This is a genomic window from Streptomyces sp. NBC_01016 (assembly GCF_026341035.1).
Classification (GTDB): domain Bacteria; phylum Actinomycetota; class Actinomycetes; order Streptomycetales; family Streptomycetaceae; genus Streptomyces.
On the sequence record NZ_JAPEOQ010000001.1, the window covers coordinates 5,276,820 to 5,302,433 of the forward strand.

General features: G+C 71.9%; 21 protein-coding genes and 2 pseudogenes. 9 read left to right on the forward strand and 14 right to left on the reverse strand.

Annotation, left to right across the window (positions count from 1 at the left end; genetic code table 11):
• The first annotated feature begins 217 nt into the window (after positions 1–217).
• The 4 genes and pseudogenes from OG746_RS23715 to OG746_RS23730 all read left to right on the forward strand — a co-directional run.
• On the forward strand, positions 218–1,285 hold the full coding sequence (locus OG746_RS23715) for an AraC family transcriptional regulator (RefSeq protein ID WP_266717646.1): 1,068 nt from the start codon (positions 218–220) through the stop codon (positions 1,283–1,285).
• Positions 1,286–1,409: 124 nt separating this feature from the next.
• On the forward strand, positions 1,410–2,972 hold the full coding sequence (locus OG746_RS23720; protein ID WP_266717648.1) for an acyl-CoA synthetase: 1,563 nt from the start codon (positions 1,410–1,412) through the stop codon (positions 2,970–2,972).
• Positions 2,969–3,994: a phosphotransferase family protein gene (locus OG746_RS23725; RefSeq protein WP_266717650.1), complete on the forward strand. Its 1,026-nt coding sequence runs from the start codon at positions 2,969–2,971 to the stop codon at positions 3,992–3,994. Before OG746_RS23720 ends, OG746_RS23725 begins: the two co-directional genes overlap by 4 nt.
• A gap of 57 nt (positions 3,995–4,051) precedes the next feature.
• Positions 4,052–4,253, forward strand: a pseudogene (locus tag OG746_RS23730) (aldo/keto reductase); the annotation flags it as partial.
• 23 nt (positions 4,254–4,276) lie between these two features.
• Here OG746_RS23730 and OG746_RS23735 read toward each other — a convergent pair.
• From OG746_RS23735 to OG746_RS23765, 7 genes are all read right to left on the reverse strand, one after another.
• Complete coding sequence (locus OG746_RS23735) at positions 4,277–5,203, reverse strand: enoyl-CoA hydratase-related protein (protein ID WP_266717652.1); 927 nt, start codon at positions 5,201–5,203, stop codon at positions 4,277–4,279.
• A 43-nt stretch (positions 5,204–5,246) separates the two neighbouring features.
• Positions 5,247–6,077, reverse strand: a complete 831-nt coding sequence (locus tag OG746_RS23740; protein WP_266717654.1) for a crotonase/enoyl-CoA hydratase family protein — start codon at positions 6,075–6,077, stop codon at positions 5,247–5,249.
• 44 nt (positions 6,078–6,121) lie between these two features.
• The gene (locus tag OG746_RS23745) at positions 6,122–7,480 is read right to left on the reverse strand and encodes a phosphotransferase family protein (RefSeq protein ID WP_266717655.1); all 1,359 of its coding nucleotides are present in this window, start codon (positions 7,478–7,480) and stop codon (positions 6,122–6,124) included.
• Complete coding sequence (locus OG746_RS23750; RefSeq protein ID WP_266717657.1) at positions 7,477–8,670, reverse strand: acyl-CoA dehydrogenase family protein; 1,194 nt, start codon at positions 8,668–8,670, stop codon at positions 7,477–7,479. Before OG746_RS23750 ends, OG746_RS23745 begins: the two co-directional genes overlap by 4 nt.
• Before the next feature lie 43 nt (positions 8,671–8,713).
• Positions 8,714–10,354 (reverse strand): AMP-binding protein, encoded by a 1,641-nt coding sequence (locus OG746_RS23755; protein ID WP_266717659.1) that lies wholly within the window; start codon positions 10,352–10,354, stop codon positions 8,714–8,716.
• Positions 10,355–10,560: 206 nt separating this feature from the next.
• Positions 10,561–12,333, reverse strand: coding sequence for a PP2C family protein-serine/threonine phosphatase (locus OG746_RS23760; RefSeq protein WP_266717661.1), 1,773 nt, complete (start codon positions 12,331–12,333; stop codon positions 10,561–10,563).
• Positions 12,334–12,452: 119 nt separating this feature from the next.
• Positions 12,453–13,253, reverse strand: coding sequence for a triphosphoribosyl-dephospho-CoA synthase (locus OG746_RS23765; protein ID WP_266717663.1), 801 nt, complete (start codon positions 13,251–13,253; stop codon positions 12,453–12,455).
• Positions 13,254–13,717: 464 nt separating this feature from the next.
• On the opposite strand from OG746_RS23765, the pseudogene OG746_RS23770 reads away from it, so the two are divergent.
• From OG746_RS23770 to OG746_RS23780, 3 genes and pseudogenes are all read left to right on the forward strand, one after another.
• Positions 13,718–14,147, forward strand: a pseudogene (locus OG746_RS23770) (PIG-L deacetylase family protein).
• Positions 14,148–14,482: 335 nt separating this feature from the next.
• Complete coding sequence (locus OG746_RS23775; RefSeq protein ID WP_266717665.1) at positions 14,483–15,922, forward strand: ATP-grasp domain-containing protein; 1,440 nt, start codon at positions 14,483–14,485, stop codon at positions 15,920–15,922.
• Positions 15,919–16,092, forward strand: a complete 174-nt coding sequence (locus OG746_RS23780) for a hypothetical protein (protein WP_266717667.1) — start codon at positions 15,919–15,921, stop codon at positions 16,090–16,092. Before OG746_RS23775 ends, OG746_RS23780 begins: the two co-directional genes overlap by 4 nt.
• A gap of 16 nt (positions 16,093–16,108) precedes the next feature.
• Here OG746_RS23780 and OG746_RS23785 read toward each other — a convergent pair whose 3' ends face one another.
• The 3 genes from OG746_RS23785 to OG746_RS23795 all read right to left on the reverse strand — a co-directional run bounded on the left by OG746_RS23785 (position 16,109) and on the right by OG746_RS23795 (position 20,056).
• Positions 16,109–16,636 carry a cupin domain-containing protein gene (locus OG746_RS23785; protein WP_266717669.1) on the reverse strand — a complete coding sequence of 176 codons (528 nt, stop codon included), beginning with the start codon at positions 16,634–16,636 and terminating at the stop codon, positions 16,109–16,111.
• Positions 16,637–16,744: 108 nt separating this feature from the next.
• The gene (locus OG746_RS23790; protein WP_266719154.1) at positions 16,745–18,235 is read right to left on the reverse strand and encodes a UDP-N-acetylmuramoyl-L-alanyl-D-glutamate--2,6-diaminopimelate ligase; all 1,491 of its coding nucleotides are present in this window, start codon (positions 18,233–18,235) and stop codon (positions 16,745–16,747) included.
• A 1,203-nt stretch (positions 18,236–19,438) separates the two neighbouring features.
• Positions 19,439–20,056: a DUF3592 domain-containing protein gene (locus tag OG746_RS23795; protein WP_323179650.1), complete on the reverse strand. Its 618-nt coding sequence runs from the start codon at positions 20,054–20,056 to the stop codon at positions 19,439–19,441.
• Between OG746_RS23795 and OG746_RS23800 the strand changes: the two genes are divergently transcribed.
• Positions 19,994–21,649, forward strand: coding sequence for a tetratricopeptide repeat protein (locus OG746_RS23800; RefSeq protein WP_266717673.1), 1,656 nt, complete (start codon positions 19,994–19,996; stop codon positions 21,647–21,649). The genes OG746_RS23795 and OG746_RS23800 overlap by 63 nt on opposite strands.
• Here OG746_RS23800 and OG746_RS23805 read toward each other — a convergent pair.
• From OG746_RS23805 to OG746_RS23815, 3 genes are all read right to left on the reverse strand, one after another.
• On the reverse strand, positions 21,621–22,385 hold the full coding sequence (locus OG746_RS23805) for a hypothetical protein (protein ID WP_266717675.1): 765 nt from the start codon (positions 22,383–22,385) through the stop codon (positions 21,621–21,623). The two genes, OG746_RS23800 and OG746_RS23805, sit on opposite strands and share 29 nt — an antisense overlap.
• Positions 22,386–22,485: 100 nt before the next feature.
• Positions 22,486–23,199, reverse strand: a complete 714-nt coding sequence (locus OG746_RS23810) for a TetR/AcrR family transcriptional regulator (RefSeq protein ID WP_266717677.1) — start codon at positions 23,197–23,199, stop codon at positions 22,486–22,488.
• Between the two features lie 30 nt (positions 23,200–23,229).
• A complete protein-coding gene (locus OG746_RS23815; protein WP_266717679.1) occupies positions 23,230–24,435 on the reverse strand; it encodes a serine hydrolase domain-containing protein in 1,206 nt (401 codons plus the stop codon).
• Between the two features lie 254 nt (positions 24,436–24,689).
• Between OG746_RS23815 and OG746_RS23820 the strand changes: the two genes are divergently transcribed.
• The gene (locus tag OG746_RS23820; RefSeq protein ID WP_266717681.1) at positions 24,690–24,911 is read left to right on the forward strand and encodes a hypothetical protein; all 222 of its coding nucleotides are present in this window, start codon (positions 24,690–24,692) and stop codon (positions 24,909–24,911) included.
• Between the two features lie 2 nt (positions 24,912–24,913).
• On the opposite strand, the gene OG746_RS23825 is transcribed toward OG746_RS23820, so the two are convergent.
• Entirely contained in the window at positions 24,914–25,606 is a 693-nt protein-coding gene (locus tag OG746_RS23825; RefSeq protein WP_266717683.1) for a DUF899 domain-containing protein, read from the reverse strand.
• Between the last annotated feature and the right edge of the window lie 8 nt (positions 25,607–25,614).

The window sequence follows — 25,614 nt, forward strand, 5'->3', positions numbered from 1 at the left end:
GCCCTCGTCACGAACCACCGGACGGCCGGACAGGGCCGGACACACTTGCCTCACGCTAGGGCGGCACGCCCGAGCGCCTCCATGACCAAAGCGGACAAGGCCGGGACAGATTCGGACACGCAGCCGGGTTGTGGCCGCCGAGAGCACCGTGCTGTCATGAACTCCCCTGACGGGTACGGGCGTTGGCCGTGTGACAGCGGGAAACGGAGGGCCGGTCATGACCGTGCCGGTGGACACGGCTGCCGCGCAGCCGGAGGTGATCGCCGAGGGATTCACCGACTGGGACTTTCCGCGCGCCGCCTCGGGCGTCGTCCTGCTGCTCGACTTCGCCGCGGAACAGGACCTTGCCGCGGCCGACTGCCTCGCGGGCACGGGCATCGAAGCGGCCTCGCTCGGCGACCCGCACCACCTCGTCGAGGCCTCGCAGGAGATCGCCGTCGTCCGCAATCTGCTGCACGGGCTCGGCGACCGCCCGGGACTCGGCATCGAGGTCGGTGCCCGCTACCACGTCACCACGTTCGGCCTGTTCGGCTACGCGCTGCTCAGCGCCCCGACGATGCGCGAGGTGTTCCGGTACGGGCTGCGGTACTCGGCGCTCACCTTCGGCTTCGCCCGGCACAGCGCCGTCGTGGACGCGGCGGGCGACGTCCTGCACCGCATGGACGGCGGCCGGATCCCCGCCGACGTACGGCGCTTCCTCGTCGAACGGGACTGCGCCGCCAACATCGTCCTCGGCCGCCAGGTGTTCGCCGGCGGCCCGCCCGTCCCGCTGCGCCGCGTCGACCTCGCCTTCCCCGAGCCGCCGGGCGCCGCGCGGCCCACGGTGCTCGACGCGCCGGTCCGCTACGGCGCCGCGACGACCGCCCTCGTCTACGACAACGGCATCCTCGACAGCCCGCTGCCGCACGGGAATCCGCACACCGCGCAGATCTGCCGGGAGCTGTGCGAACGCCTCGTGGCGCAGCGGGCGGGCGCGAGCGGCGCGGCCCGCACGGTGCGCAGGCAGCTGCTGGCGGGCGGCGGCCCCGACCCCGGCATCGAGCACATCGCGCGCCGGATGAACATCACCTCGCGCACCCTGCGCCGCAGGCTCGCGGCCGAGGGCACCACCTACCGGCGCCTGCTCGACGACGTACGGCTCACCCTCGTACAGGACGGTCTGCGGGACGAGCGGCTGTCCGCGGCCGAGCTGGCGCACCGGCTCGGCTACTCGGAGCCGTCGAGCTTCATGCGGGCCTTCCGCCGCTGGACGGCCGCCGACTCCGGCCGGTCCGAGGGAAGTTGAGCCGTGCCCGCCCGCCCTGAACGAACGATCAATTCATTCCGTCGTACGTCTTGCTGCCGCCTCGCGGGGTGACTTAGAAAGAGTCCACGGCCACCGGCGTCCACGTCCATGCGAAAGGCGTCCCGTGTATCCAGGTGCCCATGCCCAGACCGATCCGCAGCGGCCCGCCGTCATCATGGCGTCGACCGGCGAACAGCTGACGTACGGGGAGCTGGACGAACGCTCCGTCCGGCTCGCCCATGTGTTCCGGGAGGCGGGCCTGCGCCGCGGCGACGTGGTCGCCCTGCTGACCGACAACTCGATCCACGCGTACGAGGTCTACTGGGCGGCGGTCCGCTCCGGCCTCTACATCACCCTCGTCAACCACCATCTGTCCGCGCCCGAGATCGCGTACATCGTGGGCGACTCCGGCGCCGCCGCGCTGGTCGTCTCGGACGCCCTGGCCGATCTGGCGCGGGACGTCGCGGGCCTGATCCCCGCCACCGTGCGCGTACGGCTCGCCTACGGCGGGAGCGTCGACGGGTACGAGGACTACGCGGTCGCGCTCGCGGGGGCGTCCGCCGAGCCGCCGGCCGACCAGCCGCGCGGCGCCGACCTGCTCTACTCCTCCGGAACCACCGGCCGCCCCAAGGGCATCCGCCCCGAGCTGCCGGACCGCCAGGTCGGTGAGCCGGGCGACACGTTGGTCGAACTGCTGCGCCTGTTCTACGGCTTCGACAAGGACTCGGTGTACCTGTCGCCCGCGCCCGTCTACCACGCGGCGCCGCTGCGCTACGGCGCCTCCGTGCACGCGCTCGGCGGAACGGTCGTCATGATGGAGCGCTTCGACCCCGAGGACGCGCTGCGCGCCATCGAGCGCTACCAAATCACGCACAGCCAATGGGTGCCGACCCACTTCATCCGCCTGCTGCGGCTGCCCGAGAAGGTCCGCACCGCCTACGACCTCTCCAGCCACAAGATCGTCGTGCACGCCGCCGCGCCCTGCCCGCCGGACGTCAAGCGCGCGATGATCGACTGGTGGGGGCCGAAGCTGTACGAGTACTACTCCGCCACCGAGGGCATCGGGATGACGCTGATCACCTCCGAGGGGTGGCTGACCAAGCCGGGCTCGGTGGGCCGGCCCATCCTCGGGCAGCCGCGGATCTGCGACGACGAGGGGCGCGTGCTGGCCGCGGGGGAGACCGGCACGGTCTACTTCGCGCGGGAGGGTGACGGCACCTTCGAGTACCTCGGCGACGCCGACAAGACCAAGGGCGCCCAACACCCGGAGCACACGGACTGGGTGACGCTCGGAGACGTGGGCCATCTTGACGAGGACGGCTACCTCTTCCTCACCGACCGCCAGACCTTCATGATCATCTCCGGCGGGGTGAACATCTACCCGCAGGAGATCGAGAACATCCTCGCCCTGCACCCCGACATCACCGATGTCGCGGTGATCGGTGTCCCCGACCCGGAGATGGGCGAGGCGGTCAAGGCGGTGGCGCAGCCCGCGCCGGGCGTGACACCGGGCCCCGACCTGGAGGAGCGCCTGATCGCGTACGTACGGGAACGGATCGCGCACTACAAGGCGCCGCGCAGCGTCGACTTCGTGGACGAACTGCCGCGCACACCAACGGGCAAGCTGGTCAAGGGAAAACTCAAGGCACGCTACGCGCAGCCGGCCGAGCGACAGGGCCGGGCATGACGACGGCAGGCGTCGAGCCCGCGGTGGCCGAGTGGGTGGCCGCACACGTCCCCGGCGTCGTCCCTCCGCTCACCTTCGACCTCGTGTCCGGCGGCCGCTCGAACCTCACCTACCGGGTGACCGATGTGAGCGGCACGGTGCGGGCGCTGCGCAGGCCGCCGACGGGCGGCGTCCTGAGTACCGCGCACGACATGAGCCGTGAGTGGCGCTTCCAGACCGCCCTGGCCCCCACCGCGGTACCGGTGCCCACCCCGCTCGCCTACTGTGCGGACGCCTCGGTCACCGGGGCGGAGTTCTACGTAATGGACTTCGTCGACGGCACGGTGGGCGCCGAACAGGACGCCGTACGCGACTGGCCGGAGCGGGCCCGTCGTCGGGCCGGCACGAGCCTCGTCGAGGTTCTCGCCGCGCTGCACGAGCTCGACCCAGCCGAGGTCGGCCTGGGCGACATGGCGCGCCCCCGCGGCTACGTCGAACGTCAACTGCACCGCTGGCAGCGGCAGGTGCACCGCTCGGGCGCACCCGACCTGAAGCTCCTCGACACGGTGCACGACGCGCTGCTCGCCCGCGTACCGGCGCAGCGCACGGGAATCGTGCACGGCGACTTCCGCCCGGGCAACCTCTCCTTCGCGCCCGACGGCACGGTGATCGCCGTGTTCGACTGGGAACTCGCCACGCTGGGCGACCCGTTGGCCGACCTCGGCTGGCTCGTCTCGACCTGGGAGCAGCCGGGCGACACGGTCCCGCCGACGACGGCCGGACCGAGCGCCGCCCCCGGCTTCTGCGGCCGCGCCGACCTGATCGACGCCTACGCGAAGGCCTCCAGCGTCGACGTGTCCCAACTGCCGTACTACGTGGCGTTCTCCCGCTGGCGCTCGGCGTGCATCGGAGCCGGGGTCGCGGCCCGCTTCGCGGCGGGCGTGATGGGCGAGAACGAACTGCCGGTCCAGGAACTGGAACGTCAGGTCCTGCGGCAGAGCGAGGCCGCGTACGAGGCGGTGGGCGACCTCGGAGGGCTTTGACGGCGCTGGACACCGATCGACACCGATCGGGGCACCGATGTTGAGGTCAACTTCCCTGTTAGCGTTGCCGTGGCGGCGGAACTCGACGCCACTCCCACCCAGGTGGCTCTGGCGTGGCTCCTCGGCCACTCACCGGGCGTCCCCCCCCATCCCCGGCACCGCCCGCCTGGACCACCTGGAGGAGAACGTCGCCGCGGAATCCCTCCAGCTGCCCCGGGAGCAGCGCGAGCGTCTCGACGCGCTGTCCGAGGCGGCGTAGCGAACGCGGCACCAGAGGTGTGCTCAGCGCACGTCCTCCGGCGGCTCCGGCCACGCGGGCAGGGTGTCCGCGTGGTCTGCGAGGGTTGCCGGGAACTTCGGTGGGCGCTTTTCCAGGAATGAGGTGACGCCCTCGGCTGCGTCGAGCCCCTGGCCCAGGCGGACCATGGCCGCCGAGTCGAGGCGGTGCGCGTCCCACGGTGAGGCCGCGCCGAGCATCGACCACATCAGGCGGCGCGCGTGGGCGACCGAGACGGCGGAGGTGTTCTCGGCGATCTCGGCGGCCAACGCGTACGCGGTCGGCAGGAGTTCGCCGTCCGGGACGACCCGTGAGACGAGGCGCCCGGCGAGCGCCTCGGCCGCGTCGAAGAGCCGGCCGGTGGCCACCCACTCCATCGCCTGCGAGATGCCCACGACCCGCGGCAGGAACCAGCTGGACGCCGCCTCCGGGACCAGACCGCGGCGGGCGAAGACGAAGCCGAAGCGGGCCGACTCGGCGGCGATCCGGATGTCGGCAGGGAGCGTCATCGTCGAACCGACGCCCACCGCGGGCCCGTTGACCGCCACGATGACCGGTTTCACGCTGGCGGCGATGCGCAGCGCCACGCACCCGCCACCGTCGCGCGGCGCGCCGTCGATGGTGCCGAAGTCCGTACGCCCGCCCTCCCGTCCGGCCGCCCGGTGGTCGAACGTGGACGCGCCGCCCGCCAGGTCGGCGCCCGCGCAGAACCCACGCCCCGCGCCGGTCACGACCACGGCCCGGACCGTGTCGTCGGCGTCGGTCACGTCGAACGCGGCGATCAGCTCCTCGGCCATGATGTGCGTGAAGGCGTTCAGCCGCTCGGGCCGGTGCAGGGTGATGGTGGCGACGTGGTCGGCGATCCGCAGCTGGATCTGCGTGAAGTCGGTGCCCACGTCGGTGGCTCCGGTGGCCCGCTGAGCGTCAGTCATGTCGTTGTCCTCAAGTCCTCAAGTCCGTAGTGCGTAAAGGGAGTCAGCTGTCGGTGAAGCGGGGTGCCCGTTTCTCGAAGCGGGCGGCCACCGCCTCGACCTGGTTCGGGCTGCCGATGAGCGCGCCGATCTCCTTCTGTTCCTCGGCGAAGCCGGTCGCGAGGTCGGTGCGGCCGGCGAGGTCGAGGAGCCGCTTGGAGGCGCGTACGGCGTGCGGGCTCTGCGCGGCGATCCGGCCCGCGGTCTCCAGCGCGGCGGCCACCGGGTCGTCCGCCGTGTAGGTGGCAAGGCCGATGCGTGCGGCCTCCTCGCCGCCCACGGTCCGGGCGGTGAAGGTCAGTACCTTCGCCACGTCGCGGCCGACGAGCTCGGGCAGCAGCTGGGTTCCCGTCATGTCGGGCACCAGGCCCCACGCCACCTCGAACACGCTCAGCCGGGCATCCGGCGCGACGATGCGGATGTCGGCGCCGAGCGCGATCTGCAGCCCGCCGCCGAGCGCGTTGCCGCGCAGCGCGGCGATCACCGGCACGGGCAGCTCGGCCCAGACGTACGCGGCGCGCTGCCCGGCCGCCTGCGCGGGCCCGTCCGACGGCGGCAGCGCGGCGAGCCCCGAAAGGCGCTCCCCGTCCCGCATCGCCTGGAAGGAGGTGAAGTCGAGCCCGGCGCAGAAGTCGGGCCCCGCACCGGACAACACCACGGCCCTGACGCCCTCTTCGGTCTTCAGCCGTTCGCCCGTGGCGACGAGCGCCTCGAACATGGCCGGGTCGAGCGCGTTGCGCTTCTCGGGCCGGTTGAGCCGTACGTCGGCGACGCCGTCGGTCACGGTGACCGTCACCCGCTGAGCCGTTTCGGGGGCGGTCCTTGTGCTGGTCATGCGTGTGCTCCTCGGTTCTCGTTCCTACGGGTTCGGGGCGGCGGTCATCGGGCGACCTGTGCCGCGTACGCCGGGTTGGCGACCGCCAGCTTGTCCGTGACGCCTCCTCGTACGGCTTCCAGGACCGCCGCGTCGTCCGCCGGCGCGGCCCCGTCGCGGATCGCCTCCGCGAGGGCGCGGTCGTCGGCGAGGCCGAGCAGGGCCAGGCGGCGGGCGTGGGTCTCGGCCTGGGCGGGCGCGAGCAGCGCCTCGCGGCGGGCGATGGCGACGGCGTTGGCCGCCACCTTCGACAGGAAGCGCAGCCGGGGATCGCCCGCCGTCTCCTCGGTCAGGAAGGTCTGGACGGAGCGCAACAGCGCGTCGGCACCGGGCCGGTCGTGCGGGGGAGCGGCGGTGGTGTCGTCGCGGCCGGCGAGGACGTCGGGCACGGGGCCGGGTTCGGCGGCGCCGAGCGCGAGCAGCACGTCGTACTCCTGCTCGCAGACCTTGCGCCCCAACACGGCGTACTCGACGGCCTGTTCGGCGCAGGACAGGAAGCGCTCGGCCTGCATGCGGCACAGCACCGCCCAGCGGAGCGTGCCGTACACCTCCCACCAGTGGAGCTCGTTCTCGCCCGGGCGGGTACCGGCGATCTCGGCGTATCCGGCGAGCAGTTCCTCGCGAGGGCCGAAGCCGCCGACCGGCTCCGGCGACCCGAACCGCCATGCCTTGACGCACAGCCAGCCCAGGTCCTCGACGGGATCTCCGACGTGGGTGAGCTCCCAGTCGAGGACGGCGCGCACGCCCGTCTCGTCGATCATGAGATTGCCGTTGCGGAAGTCGCCGTGCACGACGCAGGGCGGGCGGCCGGTCGGCGGTTGGTGATCGGCGAGCCACCGAAGACCGACTTCGAGCGCCGGACGCGGGTCGTCGAACTGGCGGTAGAGATCGGCCAGGTGATGGAGCGGGTCAACCTCGGGCAGGTCCGGGACGGACGCGACGGGGATCGTGTGGATGCGCGCGAGGATGCGGCCGAGTTCGCGCGCCAGCTTCGGGCGCACGGCCGTGAACCGCTCGTCCCGCAGCAGACGGCGCGGGATCGTCTCACCCTCGACGCGCTCCATGAGCAGGTGGGCGCGGCCGAGAACGGTGCCATGGTCGACGAGCCGGGGCACGGGCACCCCGGCCTCGGCCGCCGCGGCCAGGACCGCGGCCTCCCGCGCCATCACCTCGGGACTCGGCTTCACCGGCGGGTCGCAGCGCAGGATCAGGGGGTGCGCGATGCCGTCGGCCGCCGTGGCGTCGAGGGAGAAGGTGTCCCGGCTGGCGCCACCGGACAGTCGCCGCCAGCCCTCGACGGTCACGGGTCCGATCCACAACTCGGCCAGCTGGGCCCGTAGCTCCTCCCGCAACGCTTCACTCACGCGGGCAGCCCCGCCCACGGTGCCCTGCTCACGTCGGCGAGCAGCTTGCGCGCGACGACCATCCGGTGCACCTCGTCGGGGCCGTCGTAGATGCGCGCGTAGCGGGCGCGCCGGTACATGGCCTCCAGCGGGGTGTCCGCGGTGACGCCCAGCGCGCCGTGCACCTGGATGGCGCGGTCGACGACGTTGTGCAGGACCTGCGCGCCCCAGAACTTCACCATGCTGATCTCCAGGCGGGCCTGCCCGTCCTGGTCGTAGCGGCGCGCCGCGTCCAGCGTCATCAGGCGGGCGGCCTGGATCTCGGCGGCCGACTCGGCGACGTAACGCCGGATCTCGCCCTTCTCGGCCAGCAACGAACCATGCGCGTAACGGGTGTTGGCCCGCTCGACCATCAACTCGAAGGCGCGCTGCGCCTGTCCGAGCCAGCGCATGCAGTGGAAGATACGGCCGGGGCCGAGCCGGCGCTGCGCGATGGTGAACCCCTCGCCGCGCTCGCCGAGGAGATGGTCGGCGGGGACCCGTACGTCGGTGAGGCGCAGTTCGCAGTGGTCGCCCTCGGTGTCGCCCATCGTCTCCAGGACGCGGGAGATCTCCAGGCCAGGCGTGCCGGCCGGGACGATGATCGCGGAGACGGCGCCGTGCGGGCTCGCGGCGTCCTCGTCGGTGCGGGCGAAGACCGTCGTGAAGGCGGCCCGGCTGGCCCCGGTGGTGAACCACTTGTGGCCGTTGATCACCCACTCGTCGCCGTCGAGCACGGCCGTCGTCGCGATCCGGGTGGGGTCGGAGCCGGCCACCTCCGGCTCGGTGAGACCGACGCTCGGGCTGATCTCGGCATTGATGAGCGGCTTCAGCCAGCGCTCGCGCTGCGCCCGTGAGGCGTACAGGTCGAGCATGATGGAGTCCTGCATGGTGTACGTGCCGACGGCCAGCTGGCCGTACTCGGAACGCCCGATGATCTCGTTGACGAGCGCGAACTCGTACAACGGCAATCCCTTGCCGCCGAGTTCGGCCGGGTGGCCGAGGATCCACAGGTCCAGCTTCTTCGCCCGCTCCTGAAGGGCCGTGAGCGTGGCGCGGGCCTCGGGGGTGCGGCCGGCGAGCGCCTTCTCGGCGGGGATCACCTCGTCGTCGATGAAGGCGGCCATCCGGGCGCGCAGTTCCGTCAGCTCTTCGTGTGTCAGGTCAGGCATGCGGATCCGTCCAGTCTGGGGTGCGGGCGTCGGGGGAGTCCGGTCAGTCGCGGGCGGACTCGCGCAGCCGCACCTTGAGCACCTTTCCGGCGGCATTGCGCGGCAGTGCCTCGATGACGACGACGGAGGTTGGCTTCTTGTACGAGGCGAGCCGTTCGCGGCAGTGGTCGGTGATGTCCGCCTCGGTGGGCGGGTCGGCCGGGTCCTTCGGTACGACGTACGCGCGCGGGGTCTCCACCCACTCGGGGTGCGGCACGCCCACGACGGCCACCTCGGCGACCTTGGGATGCTGGTCGATGACGGCCTCGACCTCGGCGGAGTAGATGTTCTCGCCACCCGAGATGATCATGTCCTTCTTGCGGTCGACGACGTAGATGTAGCCCTCGTCGTCCATCCGGCACAGGTCACCGGAGTGGAACCAACCGCCCTCGAACGCCTCCGCGGTGGCCTCGGGGTTGTTCCAGTAGCCCAGCATCAGGTTGCCGCCGCGGTAGACGATCTCGCCGACCTCGCCCACGGGCACGTCCCGCATGTCCTCGTCCACGATCCGCGCGTCCACATGGCGCACCGGCTTGCCGACGGAGCCGAGCTTGCGCACCGCGTCCTCGCCGTCGAGGTAGCAGGTCACCGAGGCCATCTCGGTCTGGCCGAAGGCGCTCCTGATGACGACACCGGGGAACGTGTCGTTCATCGCCTCCAGGACGGAGGGCGGCGCGACGGACGCGCCCCAACTCAGGCTGTTCAGCACGAGCTTGCGGTCCCGGATGCGCGGCACCTCGCAGATCGCCTTCCACTGGCTGGGCACGAGGAAGCAGCCGGTGATCCGCTCCCGCTCCAGCAGGTCGACCGTCTCGGCAGCGTCGAAGCCGACGGTGGCGCCGATGACGGTGCAGGTGCCGTAGAGCATGGAGGCGACGACCGAGTCGACGCCCGCGATGTGGAACATCGGGATGTTCAACAGGCCCCGGTCGGTGGGCCTGGGCGCCTGGACCTCCGCCATGTGCAGGGTGTTCACGACCAGGTTGAGGTGGCTGAGCACGGCTCCCTTGGAGCGACCTGTGGTTCCCGAGGTGTACATCAGGAACGCCGGGTCGTTCTCGTCGACGTCGACCTCGACGGGCCCTTCGCCGTACGCCTCGCGCACCGAGGTGAGGCTCTCCGTGCCCTCCGGTGCGCTGCTCGCGTCTTCTCCGAGGTGCAGCACCCGGCAGTCCGAACCGGCCAGGCGCCGTGCCTCCAGGCCCAGTTCCGTCAGCGGCTCGTCGACCACGAACACGGTCGGCGCGCAGTCGCCGAGTACATGGGCCACCTCGGCGGGAACCAGGCGGAAGTTGATCGGCACGGCGATCGCGCCGAGCCGCAGCGCGGCGAACCAGACCTCCACCGTCTCCATCCGGTTGGTGGTCAGCGCGGCGACCCGGTGGCCCGGCCCGACACCACGCGCCGCGTAGGCGCGCGCGAGCCGGTTCACCCGCGCGTCGAGGGCGGCGTAGGTGATCTCCCGGTCCCGGTGGCGCAGGGCAGGGGCGGTGGGCGTACGCCGCGCCTGGCGCGCCAGTTGGTGGGCGAGCGAGAGACGGCGACCGGCCCGCAGGGAGGCGTCGGGCGAGGGGCCGGGCGGTGCGGTGGGACCTGATGTGTCGGTTGCGTCAGTGGCTTCGGTTGCGGCGGACACGGAGGACACGCGGGGCTCCCGTCGACGGCTGCCGGGCGGCCCGGGCCACCCCGGCCGCGGCGGCCTGCGGGGACCCGATCCAGGACTGATCGAACGTTAAGAGGCGCGCGGTCCTTCGACAACCCCCGCGGCGCGAAACGCGGTTGTTCCGGCCAGGTCCACCGGCGTCACGGGCGAGGGTGCTGAGCGGTCGTTAAGGCGCCGAGGTGGACCGTTTAAGGCGCCGAGGCGGACATCGCGGTGCGCCGCAGGACCAGGAGCGTCGCGTCGTCGGAGCGGTGCGGACCGTCGAGCTCGCCGACGATGCGCTCGGCGTACTCGTTGAGCGCATCGTGCCCCGCGCCGGGGGCGGCACCGCCCAGGCACTCCTGTGCCGCGTCGAGGAAGCGCCGCGTATCGAGGTCGGGGTCGCTGTCGCGGCGCTCGGTCAGCCCGTCGGAGTACATCAGGACGATGTCGCCCACCCGCAAGGACACCTCCACCGCGGTGTACGGCGTACCCGGCAGAACACCCAGGGGCAGGCCGGGGCCGCCCTCGGGGTCCGGGAGTTGGCGGGCCGTGCCGTCGCGCAGCAGGACCGGGCGCGGATGGCCCGCGCAGGTCCAGCGCAGCAGGCCCCGCTCCGGGTGGTAGCGGGCGATGATCGCGGTCGCGGTGGACTCGGCGCCGTCGGCGCAGGCCAACTCGTTGAGCCACTGCGTGAGTTGCTCGACGCGCTGCTCGGTGTAGGCGAGACCCGCGAGCGCGTAACGGAGTTTCGCCATGAGGGTGACCGCGGCCAGGCCGTGCCCGCGGGCGTCGCCGAGCGCGACGAGGAGACTCCCGCCGGGGAGCCTGCGCGCCTTGTACCAGTCGCCGCCGACCCCGGCCTCCCGGGCGTCGGGCCGGTACACGGTGGTGGCCTCGAGCCCGTAGGCGGCCGGCTCGTCCTGGAAGTGCGGGAGGACCGCCTCGCGCAGGACGCCGGCGACCTCGGCGACGGCCTCGGCGCGCTCGCGCTGGCGCCGCGCCTCGCGCTCCGCGCGCTCGGCGGTCGCGCGACGGCGCCGCTCGGCGGTCACGTCCGTGAGCACGGCCCGCAGCGCCCACACCAGGCTGCCGGGGGCGATCCGCACCGGCTCCGCGGTCATCCGGATCACCCGGGAACCGGCTCCGTTCATGCGTAGTTCGCAGACGCTCGTGCGTTTGCGCAGGATGACGTCGTACAGCGTCCGGTAGAGGTCGGGGAGGCTCTCCGGGGTCACGGTCGCCGCCAGCTCGGACAGCGTGGGGATGTCCGCGTGGCCGGGGATGCCAAGGACCCGGCGGAACCCGCGCGACGGATCGACGCCGCCGTCGCCCAGGTTCCACTCCGCCCAGCAGGTACGCACCAGCTGTTGGGCGGCCGTCGCCATGTGCAGCCGGTGGCCGCGTTCCCAGGTGATCAGGAGGTGCTCGCCGCACGGGGCCACCCGTACCTGATCGTTGATCCGCACCGGGCCGTGCGTCGTGGTCATCACCCACTCGACCAAGGTGGGCCCCTGCGGGGCGCCCCGGCGCAGGGCCTCGGTCAGCATGTCGGGAAGCGGCGACCCGGACAGGGACGGAAACCGCTCGAACAGCGAGGCGGGGCGATTCCACTGGGGGACACCGCCCCGCGGGAGGCGCTCGGCGGCGTACTCGAGGGCCGCCGCGTTCCGGGCGACGTAGAGGGCGTCCTGGATCCGGCCGTCGTCGTCCAGGAGCGGAGCCACCAGGAGCGCAGGAACGGACAGGGCTTCGAGCACCTCACGGGCGGAGGGCGCAGGCGGCAGGGGAGTGGACGAGACGGCGGCCGTCGATTCGGCCGCATTTTGGTCCTGGTCCCGGTCCCGCCCCGGGATTTCGTCCTCGTCCTGGTACGACTCGGCGTACTTCCTGATCCGCCGTCGCTGGGCTGCCAAGAGCTCCCTGATCGACTGGAGCGCCAGGTGGGTGCGGGCGTCGGGCACCGGTGAGGTGGCGTCCATGCGGGGGGAGTGCCTCCTGTACGCGACGTGGCCGGTGCCCATCAGCCTCGGTGCCAGGGCGGGGGCGGGCCAGTCCGCGTACGCCATGCGGTGCTGCCGCTCGGGGCCGGGACCGTGGGTCAGGCCGCGGCCGCCAGCGGGCGCTCGACGACGGAGTCCAGGAAGAGCAGCACCGTGTGCAGGGCGCCGCCGGCCGCCGGGCAGATCCCGTAGCGGAGCATCTCCTCGTCGAGCTCGGCCAGCAGCCGGCTCCCTTCCTCGGTGCCGGAGCCGCCCGCGGCGAGCACGGCGGCGGCGTCCTGCCGGATCAGGCGGACCGCCAGCGGGCCCTTGTCCTGTGCCACCCGGACGTCGTCGATGGACGCGATGATCGTGAGGAGCGCGTCGAGCTGCGCGGTCTCCTCGGGGACTCCCCGCTCCCGCGCCGCGCGCAGCTCCGGCAGGACGGTGAGCGCGGTGGCCAGGTGGTGCTCCTTGTCCGCGGCCGACATGGCCCGGTAGCCGTCGCGGAAGTCCCCGGTGGGTTCGACCCGCGCGTCGAGATCCAGAGCGAGGCGGCAGGCTTCGTCGGCGTTCTCCACGCCCTGCGCCCACGCGGCCGACAGCAGGCAGAGCGAGCGGGCGGCGACGTCGAGGCCGTTGAGAGAGGCGACGTAGGGCACCTGTTGCTGCGCGTCGGCGCAGGCCGCCGCGAGCCGGTCCAGGTCGGCCCCGGCCCCCGCTTCGGCGGCGGCGCGGAACGAGCCGTGCAGGCCGACACCGGCGTCGACGAGCGAGGAGAACACGGTGTTGGACGGGGTCTGCGCGGTCCGGCAATCCGGTAGTCCCGGCTTCGGCGTCAGGAACACCTCGCGGGTGAAGGCGGCGACGGCGAGATCGGCGAGACGGTCGGCGGAGTAGTTCGGATTGCTGGCGAGCATGCTCTGTCGCTTCCACTGGACGGTTCGGTCGGACGGTTCGGTGCACGGACCGGCGGCGGGCCGTGAGCAAAGGTCGTCCTGCCCGGCACGAGACGGGCAAACCGGGACCAAAGTCCCGCGCTTCGAATGAGGGGGAAGGCGGATTGCGCCCGCCCGCCCAGGGCGACCCCTCCGGGCTTTCCGGGGCCCGCATCCTGCTGGCGGACCGTGACGACGAGGGTGCCGGGACGGCCGCCGCGGACGCGCTGCGCGCCCAGGGGGCGGCCTGCGTCCACACCGTCGGGTCGCCGGAGGCGTTCTTCGAGGTGGGGGAGCAGCCACCGCCGTCCGCGCCGGACTGGGACGTCGCCGTATGGGACACCGGACTCACCGGAAGCGACGACGGTCTGGTGGCGGCCGTGACCCGCGCCCTGCGCGAACGGCCCGACCCGGCCGAGACCGTCGAGCCGCGCAGCCGCATCCACATGCTGGTCGTCGACGCCCATCCCGACGACGTGGAGATCGGGGCCGGCGGAACCATCCACCGGCGGGCCGACGAGGGCTGGGACGTCACCATCCTGACGCTGTCCCACGGCGCCGGCGGCGGCGACCCCGACGAGCGCCGCGGGGAGGCGTACCGGGCGGCACGGGCCATGGGCGCAGGACCTGTCCGACGGCTCCATCTCCGACGACAGCCACACCGTCAGGACCATCGAATGCACCGTGGCCGAGACCCGGCCCGACGTCGTCCTCGTCCACTCCGACAGCGACACCCACCAGGACCACCGCGCCGTCCACCGGGCCACCCTCGTGGCCTGCCGCCGGGTGCCGCGCGTGGCGTGCTACCAGTCGCCCTCCGCCACCGTCGCCTACCGGCCCAACCGCTTCGTCGGCCTGCGCGCGAACGACCTCTAGGCGAAACTCTCCGCGATCAACGAACACCACTCCCAGGCCGCGAGCCGCTGGTACCTCGAAGAGGACCTGCTGCGCTCCACCGCCCGTTACTGGGGCCGCTTCTCACAGGCCCGCTACGCAGAACCTCTGGAGGTCATCCGCGATGCCACTCCGCTCGGCTACTTCCCCGCAGACCATGTCTGATCTCCCGCGGACCGGGTCTGATGTCCCGCAGACCGTGCCTGATTTCTCGCAGGCCATGTCCGAGCCGCACACCACGCCCGTCCCGGACCTCGCCGCCTCCCTCGGGCGGCCGCCCCGCGTGCTGGTGACCGGCGGCGGGCGAGCCCTCCGGCGTGTGCTTCCTGCGGGCCCTCGAAGGCTCCGCGGAGCGGTACGCCGCCGACATCGACCCCAACGGCGCGGGCCTGTACCTGGTGCCGCGCGCCTACCGTCCGCTGCTGCCTCCCGGCCACGCCCCGCACTTCGCCGAGGCCGTGCTGACCCTGTGCCGCCGCTACGCCGTCGACGTCGTCGTCCCGACCGTGGACTCCGAGCTCGTCGCCCTGGCCCGCGCCGCCGACTCCTTCGCCGAGGCCGGGGTGCGCGTGCTCGTCCCGGACGCCGAAGGCCTGGAGACCTGCCTCGACAAGTGGCGTCTCGCCGAGGCGTGCGAGGGCAGGGTGCGCCAGCCGGTCACCCGCCTCATCGGCCCCGTCGGCGTCCCGGGCGCCGACTTCGAGGGCGGCTTCCCCGCGATCGCCAAGCCGCGCACCGGCTCCGGCTCCCGCGGCGTGACCGTCGTCGAGCGCCCCGAGGACCTCGCCCGGCTCCCGCAGGACGGCACGTATCTGCTCCAGGAGATGTTGCCGGGCACCGAGTACTCCGTGAACGTGCTCACCAACGCCGACGGACGGGTGGTGGCCGCGGTGCCGCGTGCCCGCGACAAGACGGACTCCGGCATCGTCGTCGCGGGCAGCGTCCTGCACGACCCCGAACTGTCCGCGCTCGCCGAGGACACGGTCACCACGTTCGAGACCCAACTCGCGCGCCGCCGCGTCGTCTTCGACGGCTTCGCCACCGTCCTCGCGGAGGAACCCGGCGACCTGGCGGGCCTGTGGAAGCAGCGCCTGCGCTGGGCCCGCGGCAACGTCCAGGTCACCCGCCGCTACAAGGACGTCTGGTTCCGGGGCCGCACCGCGCGCGGCGACCACCACCACCGGCTCGGGTCCTTCTTCTTCGGCCTGATCTGGTTCTCCCTCCTGATCACGCCCGTCCTGCTCGTGCTGTGCTCGGCGTCGCTGCTCTTCCTCTACCTCACCGACCCCGACCGCGCCTGGCCCCTGTTCCACCTCCTCTGGGTGACGAACCTGATCTGCTACCTCCTGATCACGTTCATGACGGCCGTCATCGACCCGGATACCTTCCGCCGCAGCAGGTTCGAGGCCCTGATCTACCCCGGCGCGATCGCCACGGCGATCCTCGTGATCACGGCGCTGCCCGGCATCTTCATGCCGCTGCTGGAACGTTCGGGGCTGCTCCCGCAGGACGGCTCGATCCACCCGGTGATGCTTGCCGTCTACGCATGGCCGGCCCTCTCGATGCCGATCGCCTGGCTCGCCGAACTCCTGACCGGGACCCGGCTCCGGTGGCTGGCCCCACCCCTGCTGCACCTGGCCGGATACGGCTCGCTGCTGGCGGCCTGCCTGGTCGCCTCCTTCGTCCAGGAACTCCGCAACAAGCAAATGACGTGGGACAAGACCGAGAAGACCGGAAAGGTGGCGGCGGGCCGATGACGAACGACGACCACGCCCCAGAGCGGCTCGCACAGCGCGCGCGGGACCTGACGCGCGAGGATCGCCGGAGCGATCACCGGTTGTTCTGGCTGGAGTTGGTCGCGGTGCTGCTGGTCGCGGTGCTGCTGGTCGCGGGGGTGTTGGTGGCGCGGTGGCTGTGGCTGCTCTGAAGCCGGTGGGCGCCGGCTACTGTGCGGGCCCCGCCCCGAAGTCGAAGTCCTCCACGAAGTAGCTGTCGTGCCGGACGCGGAACTCCTTGAGCTCCTCGGAGCCGCGCTGCGACATCTCCGCGACCCGCTCGAAGTAGTCCTCGCGCGGGGCGCCGGGGGCGAAGAGCATGAGCATGGAGACGGGGTCGTCGGTCGTGTTCTTGAAGGCGTGCAGACCGCCGGCCGGCACGTACAGGAAGTCTCCCTCCCGACCCGTCACCCACTTCTCGCCGTCATAGAGCTCCAGTTCGCCGGACAGGACGTAGAAGGACTCCGACATCGCCCGGTGGAAGTGCTCCTTCGCCCCGGCGGACCGCGGCCCCAACACGCCTTTGTAGAGCCCGAATTCGCCGCCGGTCGACTCCTGTGTGGCGAGGTAACTGGTGGACCCGCCGGGCGAGGACACCTCCGGCGGGGTGTCGGCCGAGCGGAACGACGCGCTCACCTCACCCTTGTCGCCGTGGTAGCGGGGCTCGGGGTACTGCATGTTCTCGAAGTACGACATCGTGCGCTCCTTGTCGGCAGGTTCGCCACCACACTGCCCCGGAGTGGCCGGGCGCGGCATCGGGCCCGTGAATGATTGACGCGGACCGACCGGAGGAGGTCCAAAGACCTAGCTCTGCATCGCGGCGAGTTCCCGCACCGTCGCCATGTCGCTGAAGGGCAGCAGCCGTTCGCCGATGGTCTGGTACGGCTCGCTGCCCTTGCCCGCGACCAGGACGATGTCTCCCTTTTCCGCGGCGGACAGCGCGAAGTCGATGGCGCGGCGGCGGTCGGTGACCCGCTCGAACCGGGTCCCGGTCGCCCTGAGTCCGGGTGCGATCTGGTCCAGGATCCGCTCGGGGTCCTCGGTGCGCGGATTGTCGGAGGTGAGGACGCACAGGTCGGAGTGGGTTCCGGCTATCTCCCCCATCCGCGCGCGCTTGGTGACGTCCCGGTCTCCCCCGCAGCCGAAGACGGTGATGACCCGGCCGGTGGCGAAGTCGCGGATGGCGGTGAGCACCTTGTCCAGGGAGTCGGGAGAGTGCGCGTAGTCCACGATCACGGAGGTGCCGCGGGGCGTCTCGAAGCGTTCGAAGCGCCCCGGGACCGGCGGCATCCCGTCGAGCGCGGCAGCCAGCCCGTTCAGATCGTGGCCCAGCAGGTGGCAAGCGGCCACCGCGGCCAGCGCGTTGGACACCGAGAAGCGTCCGGGGACGGGGATCGCCGCGGGGTACTTGCGTCCGGCGTGGTGGAGGGTGAAGCGCGTGCCGAGCGCGTCCATGCTGAGGTCGGTGGCCCGGAAGTCCGCCTCCGTGTCGAGCGCGTACGTCGTGACAGCGCCGGGCATCATCGCCGGGATCCGGGCTCCCACCGGGTCGTCCACGTTGACCACCGCGCGCCGGCACAGCCCCTGGAACAGGCGCAGCTTGGCGTCCCGGTAGTTCTCCATGGTGCCGTGGTCGTCCAGGTGGTCCTGCGTGAGGTTGGTGAAGATGCCGACGTCGAGGAACGCGCGGTCCACCCGGTGGTTCAACAGGCCCATGGACGTGGCCTCCAGGACCACGGTGGTGACCTCGCGGTCGCGCATGCAGGCGAGCAGGTACTGGAAGTCCGGTGACTCCGGGGTGCTCAGCACCGACCTCGGCATCGGGATCAGTTCGTCGCCGATCCGGCTGCCGGCCGTCCCGATGACCCCCACCCGTGCGCCCTCGGCGAGCCGGAGCACGGATTCGACCATGTACGACACGGAGGTCTTCCCGTTGGTGCCGGTGACGGCCACCATGTCCATGTCCCGTCCGGGTTCGCTGTAGTAGCGCGAGGTGACCACCGCGGCCGCCTTACGGGTGTCGGGGACCCGCACCACACACACTCCGGCGGCCGACGCCCGCACGCCCGCCGGGAGTTCGGGCGCCGCCCGGTCGACGAGCACCGCGACGGCGCCGCGCGCCAGGGCGGGGCCGACGAGTTCGGGACCTCCCTCGACATGGCCCGGCACCGCGATGAACAGGGAGCCGGGCGATACGCGGTGGGCATCGAAGCACGTGCCCGCGGTGATCCGCGTCTCCGAGTCGCCGAGGAGAACTTCATGGTCGTGCCCGGCCAGCAACTCGCTCAACTTCACAGGGGTCCTCTCGGAGTGCGGCGGGCCCGATGGTCCGGGCCCGCCGCCGAAGGCGACACCTACGGCACGCCGAGGGGTCGCGGGGGTGGTGTTGAACAGACAGGAACGCGGCCCCGAGGACGGGAACGCGGGAAGGAGGAAGAGGGTGGGTGAGGAGCGGGCCTCGTCGCGCAGGTCAGCCGTGGCCGTGCAGGGCACGGCAGCGAACTCCGGGACCGGCGGCGCACAGCGCGCGAGGTGCCGATCGAAGGCACTCCCTCACCGCGTATGTGCAACCCATGTTCGGAGTGTACGCCCCACCTTTCCCCCGGAGGTCCGTCCTGGCCCGGCCCCATGTCCGCCGCCTGCTTCTCAAAGTCGAGAGCCTGCTCGCGGTACCGCCGGCACACCTGGGGCATCACAAGGGCTCGGCGACGATGGTCCGGTGTACGCAGCACGGGACACGGCATGGCGACAGGGCAGCGGGAACCGCGGACAGCACCCGGGACCTGCCTCACCAACTGCGTGTCAACTCACGCCGGCGCTCTTGCCGGTCGTGAGGCGGAGAGTGCCGAGATCACGGTGACCAGCAGGAGAAGGGCCCGTCTTCGGGCGCGCGCCCCCGCGGCCCGAGCGGCGACGAACCGTGCAGGCCAGGACATCTCGTGACGCGGCATCTCAGGAAGATGCCGAAGACAAGAAACTAGAAGGGAGGGAAGAGTTACCGCGCGCCGCAGAGGAGGGAGGGCACACGGCCGGAGGCAACTATGGCCGCAACGCATTCAGTACGGTCCATGTCTCTCGCCTCCTTCCGGGCAGGGCACGCGATGCGTGTCGACGCCGAGCGCGCCGAACGGGGCGGCAGAGAACCTGCCGCGCGAAATCCCGGGCAGGCTATCCCATCGACGCCACCGCGCGACCGGATTTTCCCCCGGCTCATCGGGTCACCACGAGCGGATTGGCCCGTCGGACCGCCAAGGTGAACCAGGCCGTCGTGCCGGTGTGCAGGCTGGCGTAGATCTTGTCGCCGTCCCCGGTGTCCAGGCGCCGTCGGACCGGGAGCAGCCGAGGAGTGGGCCGAGGACCCCTCCCGCGGCGCATGCCGCCATCAGGGCAGAAAAGGAACGGCGATTCATCACTCCACGGGGCATTCATCCATAAAATTCCATATGCCCCGACGGTGCCGGGAACGAGGTGCCGCGTGTCAGTGCCGGGCGGAGCAGGTCACCCTCGGCCGAGCATGAATACGCCGCCCGCGAAGATGACGGCTCCGACGAGGGAGAAGAGGAACTGGCCGCCGGTGGCGTAGCCGTCGATGGCCATCCGCCGCGGCTTGGCCGGATCGTAGAAGACCGTGACCGGTGTGCCGGGTTGCAGCGTTGAGGACCGGCCCTTCCCGAACGAGGACCGGGACTCCACCAGGCTGCCGTCGCCGGCCCGGTACTGCACGATCGGATGGTAGGACGCCCCGTCGCTGCCGGAGCTCCTGTCCAACCGGACGACGGTGCCTGACGTTCGCGCGCCGTTGCGCCGCAGCCATCGCCTCTTGAACAGGCTCCCGGCGCCCGCGATCCCGAACACGGCACCGAATGCCATGAGAGATACCGCCGCCTCCACTGGCCCCATGAACTCTTGTCTCCTCCTCGAATGCGGTGTGCACACCTGGCGGCTCTCAGTTACGGAAGGCCCGGGAGTCCGCATCCACCTTCGCATCCTTCCTTTTCGCCTTTGCCATCGCCTCCTCCCGGTCCCGGGGGTCGTTGAGGGATCATCGGTGGCATGGGGATCGACGGTCTGAGGCGGCAGTACGACGACAACGTCCGCACGTTGGGCGAGGATCATCCGCGTACGCTCGCCGCCTGCGGAGAACTGGCCCACGCGTACTACCGGGAACGGAGCTACGTAGAGGCGTTCGGGCTGCAGGAGAGGCTCCTCGCCGGTGTGGTGCGGGTCGTGGGGGCGGACGACCACGTCACCGTTTCCACGCTCGCGAACCTCGCCTCCATCTGGTTCGCCGGATGGCTCGCAGATGATCGGCCCGAACAGGCCGTGCCGCTCTATGAGTTGGCCGTGGCGGAGCGGCGGCGGGTCAGCGGGGCCGACGATCCCGGCACCCTCTCCGCGCGCAACGACCTCGCCACCGCGTACCTGACGTCCGGTCAGGCCGAGCGTGCCGCCGCGGACTTCGAGCACACCCTCGCCGACTGCCTGCGCGTGCTCGGCGAGGGCCACGCGCTGACCGGGACGGTGCGCGCCAACCTCGACTCCCTCAAGGCCCTGCCGACCAGGCGCGAGCGGGACGAGAGCGCGCTGACCCGTGAGATCGCGACGGCGTTCACCGAGGTGCTGGGCCTGCGGCCCACCGTGGACGGCGGTCGGGTGAGCGTGGAGATACCGGCGATCGGCGAGACGCTCAGCCTGCCCGTCTGTGACGTCAAGCGCGTCACGAGGAGCCACACACCGATGGGTGACGCGGCGCTCGAGGTCGTGATGATCGACGGCGGCGACGTCAGGCCGCTGATCGTCCTCGCCGACGACGTGGTGTTCGCCCCCGAGGACCCGGTGCGGGTCCTCCAGTCGCCGATTCCGGTGGTGATCTCGGACGCGCCGCGGCTGATCAGTCATGCCGAGACCGTCGCCGCGGCGGAGCGCTTCGCGACGGCCGCCGGGGAGCCGGGCGCGAACCTCGACACCGTCTCGGCGAGGGGCCTGTTGGTGCGCTGCGAGATCGCGGGCGCGCTCCGGTTCGGTCTGCGCTCGCTGAAGGCCGTCGCGTGGTGGCAGCGGGGCTGGGAGGCGTGCGCGGACGACTGGAGTCTGCCGCCCTTCCCGAAGGACCCGGTATGGGACCATCTGGTGCGCTGCGGGTCCGGCCCGTCCCTGGAACCGGCCGTCGCGGCGCCGGACGCCCAAGACCGGGAAGCTGAACGGCAGTTGGTGGCTGCCCTCACGGTCGCGGAGTTCCGGTCGTTGGAGCCGAGGCTGCTCGTCGGCCGACTGGACGAGGAGTTCGTCGAGATCTGGAAGTCGCTGGTGCCCATCACCCCGGCGATGTTCACCGATCTGCTCCTGGACCGGCTGACCGGGGCGCAGGCGGAGATCGTTCTCTACCCGGACGGCGCCGGCAGCGTCGACCTGGTGCTGCGGGACGGCGGGGAGAACCGGGCCGTGCTGCAACTCCGGTTCGACTTCCGGACGAAGGACATCACCATGGACGAGGTCCGCATCGCGGCGGACGCGCGGGGGAGCGGACTCTTCCAGCGCCTGCAGTTCAACACCGAGCGGCTCGCCGGAGCCCTCGGCCTCGACGCGATCCGGATCCTGGCCACCGGCGCGGGCAGCCTCGCCTTCGCCAAGGCGGGCTTCCCACGGGACCGCGAGCTGTACGAGAAGGTGAACAAGCCGGCTACTGGGCAGGGGTCCGGCCGGGCCTAGCCACCCCCTGCTTCGGCACCAACTGCCGCCGCAGTCGCGCCATCGCGTCGGGCCCCACGGCCTCCTGCACGGAGTCCACGAGTTGTCGGCACAGGGCACCGGCGCGCGCCAGTTCGTCCTTGGCGTCGGCCAACTCGTCCCTGACGGCGGCAGCGTGGCCCGTCGCCGCGGCGCGGCTGAGGTCGCGCACCTCGCGGGCGCGTGCGGCGCGCATGCCTTCGCCGACGGCCAGGAGGTAGTCCGTACGATCGTCGGCCAGCCCGTCCGGGGCCGCGTGGACCCTGCCGACGGCGAGGACCTCGTCCAGCGCCGCCCTCGGCAGGAAGAACAGGGTCGTCGTCGACAGCGCGCTCATCGTGGCCTGGTGCTGCCACCGCGCCAGCAGGCCGGACTTCGCGTCGAGGAGCGGCGCGAGCTGCACGTAGACCTCCGCGTCGACGGTTGCCATCAGCGCCTGACACTCGACGAGGGTGCCGCGCAGCGCGCCGACCGCCTCCGCCTGCACGTTCACTAGGCGCACGAACTCCTGCGCCGTACCCGGTCCTTCGGAACCGTCGAGCAGGTCGTCGGCGAGGGCCAGCAGCCGGTCTCCGCGTACGCACAGATCCTGCAGCTCCACCGCGCAGCGCAGCAGCGCGGCCGCCACATCGGTGTCCTGCGCGGTGCGCCGGAGCGTGACGAGGCCCGTGCTGAACTGGGCGAGCAACTCCGCGAGCTTGGACAGCAATCCGAACACGGTCCGGTCTCCTTCACCCGACGCGACGATGGCCCGCGCCCCATCGTCTCCGCGCCCCATCGTCGTGGATGTTCGGCGGGCGCGGGGCCGCATTGCCTCATCAGGGCTTCTGCGGCGCCCGCATCTCCACCGCGTCGAGCAGCAGCCCGAGCACGGTCTCGAACTGGTCGTCCTCGTCCGCGTCGGCCAGATGCGGGGCGACCGACGCGAGGTGCGGATAGGCGGTCGGCGACACGGCCAGGTACTCGCGCCGCCAGGCCAGCCGGTCGCCCTCCCGGGCCGTGCTGTCCAGCGCGGCGACGGCCGCCTCCTGGGCGCCCATGGCGAGGGCGGTGTCGGCGAGCGCGCGGTAGTAGCGGGCGGCGTCACGGTCGCCGAAACCGGCCTGCCGCAGCGCGCCGATGACGAGATCCGCGCCCCGGAACTCGGCGTCGCGGCGGGAGACCCGGCCGGCCACGGCGGCGGCGACCTGCGGGTGGGTGAGGCAGGCACCGCGTACGCGACGGGCGAGGCCGGCCAGGGTCTCGCGCCAGGAGTCGGTCGGCTCGTACCCCGTGACCGCCTCCTCGATCAGCTGCTCGGCGAGCCCGAGGAGGATCTCCTCCTTGCCGGAGAAGTGGCGCAGCACGGCGGTGTGATTGGAGCCGAGCTCGGCTCCGAGGCGGCGCAGGGTGAGGGCGTCCGGGCCCTCGCGTGCGAGGAGGGCGCGGGCGGCGTCCAGGATCCGGTCCCGGTTGAGGGCGGTGGACGGTGGCCGACCGCGCCGGGCGGTTCGGGCGGCCGGCGCCGGCGTGCTGCCGCCGTGGTCTGTCATGGCGCCAATCCTATGCACCGGCCCGCCCCGTCACTCCGCCGTGGCGAGGTGGGTGACCAGGGCCGAGAGCGCCGCCACGGTCTCGGCGTCCCGGTCCGGATCCTCGGCCACGGGCCAGGCGCTCGTCTTCACCACGACGACGTCCGCCACCGGATCCACCCACAGGAACTGCCCGTAGATGCCGAGCCCGGTGAAGGCGCGGTGCTCGCCGCCGAGCGTCCACCACTGGTTCGCGTAGCCGTAGTGCGCGGGGTACAGCTCGCTGAGCGCTCCCGGCCGCAGGAACTCCTTCCCGCTCCCGCGCCCACGCTCGATCCACTCCTCCGGGACGACCTGCTCCCCGTCGACGGCCCCGCCGCGCGCCATGAGCAGCCCCACCCGGGCCATGTCCCGCACCGTCGCATTGAACGATCCGCCGCCGACGGCGGTCCGCGGGCGGCTGCGCGAGAGCCCGTAGTACGCGGCCGTCTCCGCGCCGATCCTGCTCCACAGCCGCTCGGAGGCGTACTGCGCAAGCGGCATGCCGGTGGCGGCCTCGACCACCCAGCCGAGGACCTGCGTATCGAGGGTCGAGTAGTTGAAGAACGTGCCGGGGGCCGCTCCGGTGTCGACGGAACGGACCACGTCGAGTATCGAGCCCCGCCCGGTCACGGCCCGCATCAGACGGTTGACGGGTGCCTGCGGGTCCTCGTAGTCCTCGACGCCGCCGGCCCCGCTCGTCATGTCGAGCAGATCCGCGATCGTCGGCCCGTCGAAGGCCGACCCGGCCAGTTCGGGGCAGTACGTCACCACCTTGTCGTCGAGCGAGCCCACCGTGCCCTCCGACAGGGCGATACCGAGCAGCACCGACGTCACGGACTTGGTGAGGGAGAAGAGCTGGAAGCGGCGAGCGGGCCCGCCGAACCGGCCCGGATAGCTCTCGTGCACGAGCCGCCCGCGGTGCAGGACGGCGAACCCCGTGGTGTGCGTCCGCGCGTGCAGCTCCTCCAGGGTGCGGCGCGTGCCGCGGAACTCGTACGTGAATCCGGTCGGCATGTCACCCGGTGGCAGCGGGCGCACCTGCGCGGCGGCGGGCACGGCCGCCACCGGCAGCACCGTCGACATGTGCGTGAACGTCCACTCGTTCACGGGCCGCCGGAACGCGACCTCCTCCTGGTGCCGCCACAGCCAGGCCATCCCGGCCCCGGCGGCCGCGACCGCCGTTCCGCCCACCATCCATCGCGCAGTGCGTGCCATACGTGTGCTCCCGAGGGCTCGAACCGATTTATGAACCAATGGTGACACCACTGGTTCGCCCGAGGCAATGGGATGCCGTCGTACGGGGCGCCGCGAAGGGTCACGCCTGACCGTTTCCGGAGGTCAACCGGGCACTCGGGGCCAGGACTTGGTGACCGCTCCTCACTGTCCGTGACGTCGCGGTTGGACACTCGCAGGGCGCGTCTGGCAAGGTCGCCGGTCCGATCCCGTGAAGACCCGATGGGAGGGGCGCGATGACCGAAGTGAACACGATCAGCGTCGAGGAAGCGACAGCCGTCGCCCGGCTGCGCATGAACACCACGACACTGGACATCCCCAAGGACTTCGACCGCTGGTCGCCCGACGACATGTCGGACTGGCTCGAGCAGACCGAGGACGACCCGGACGTCTCCGACACCGACTTCTACGAAGCCCAGCAGACCGTGCACCGCGTGCTCGGCGTCGAGGACGCCTGACCTCAGCCGCGCTCGCCGTACGCCGCGGCGATCTCCTGCGGTGACGCCCACCGGCTGTAGGTCGGCGACTTGGGCCAACCCGCGGGGGAGTCCTGCCATTCCTCCTGCCGGCCGTACGGCAGCAGGTCGACCAGGCCGAACAGATAGCTCAGTTGCTCGGTACCGCGGCCTTCGGTGTGCCAGGTGCGATACACGGTGTCGCCGTCGCGCAGGAACACATTGACCGCGAACCCGGCGTTCGGCGGCGCGCCGAGGTCGGCGCCGAACTCGCTGTTCGCGGTGGAGTACCAGGTCATCGTGTTGCCGACCTTGTGCCGGTACGCGAGCGCCTCGTCGATCGGCCCCTGCGTGACGATCACGAAGCGGGCGTCGAACTTCTCGAGCCCCGCGAGCCGCGTGAACTGCGACGTGAAGCCGGTGCAGCCGCCGCACTGCCACTCCGCGCCCTCGTTCCACATGTGGTGATAGACGATCAACTGCGGTTGCTCGCCGAAGACGTCGGCGAGCCGCACCGGCCCGTCCTCGCCCTCCAGTACGTAGTCGGGCAGCTCGACCATCGGCAGCCGGCGCCGCTGCGCGGCGATGGCGTCGAGCTCCCGCGTGGCTGCCTTCTCACGGACCCGCAGCGCCGCCAGTTCCTTCTCCCACGTGGCGCGGTCGACGACGGGCGGCAGGGCGTTGCCGGTGGTGGACATGGGGCCTC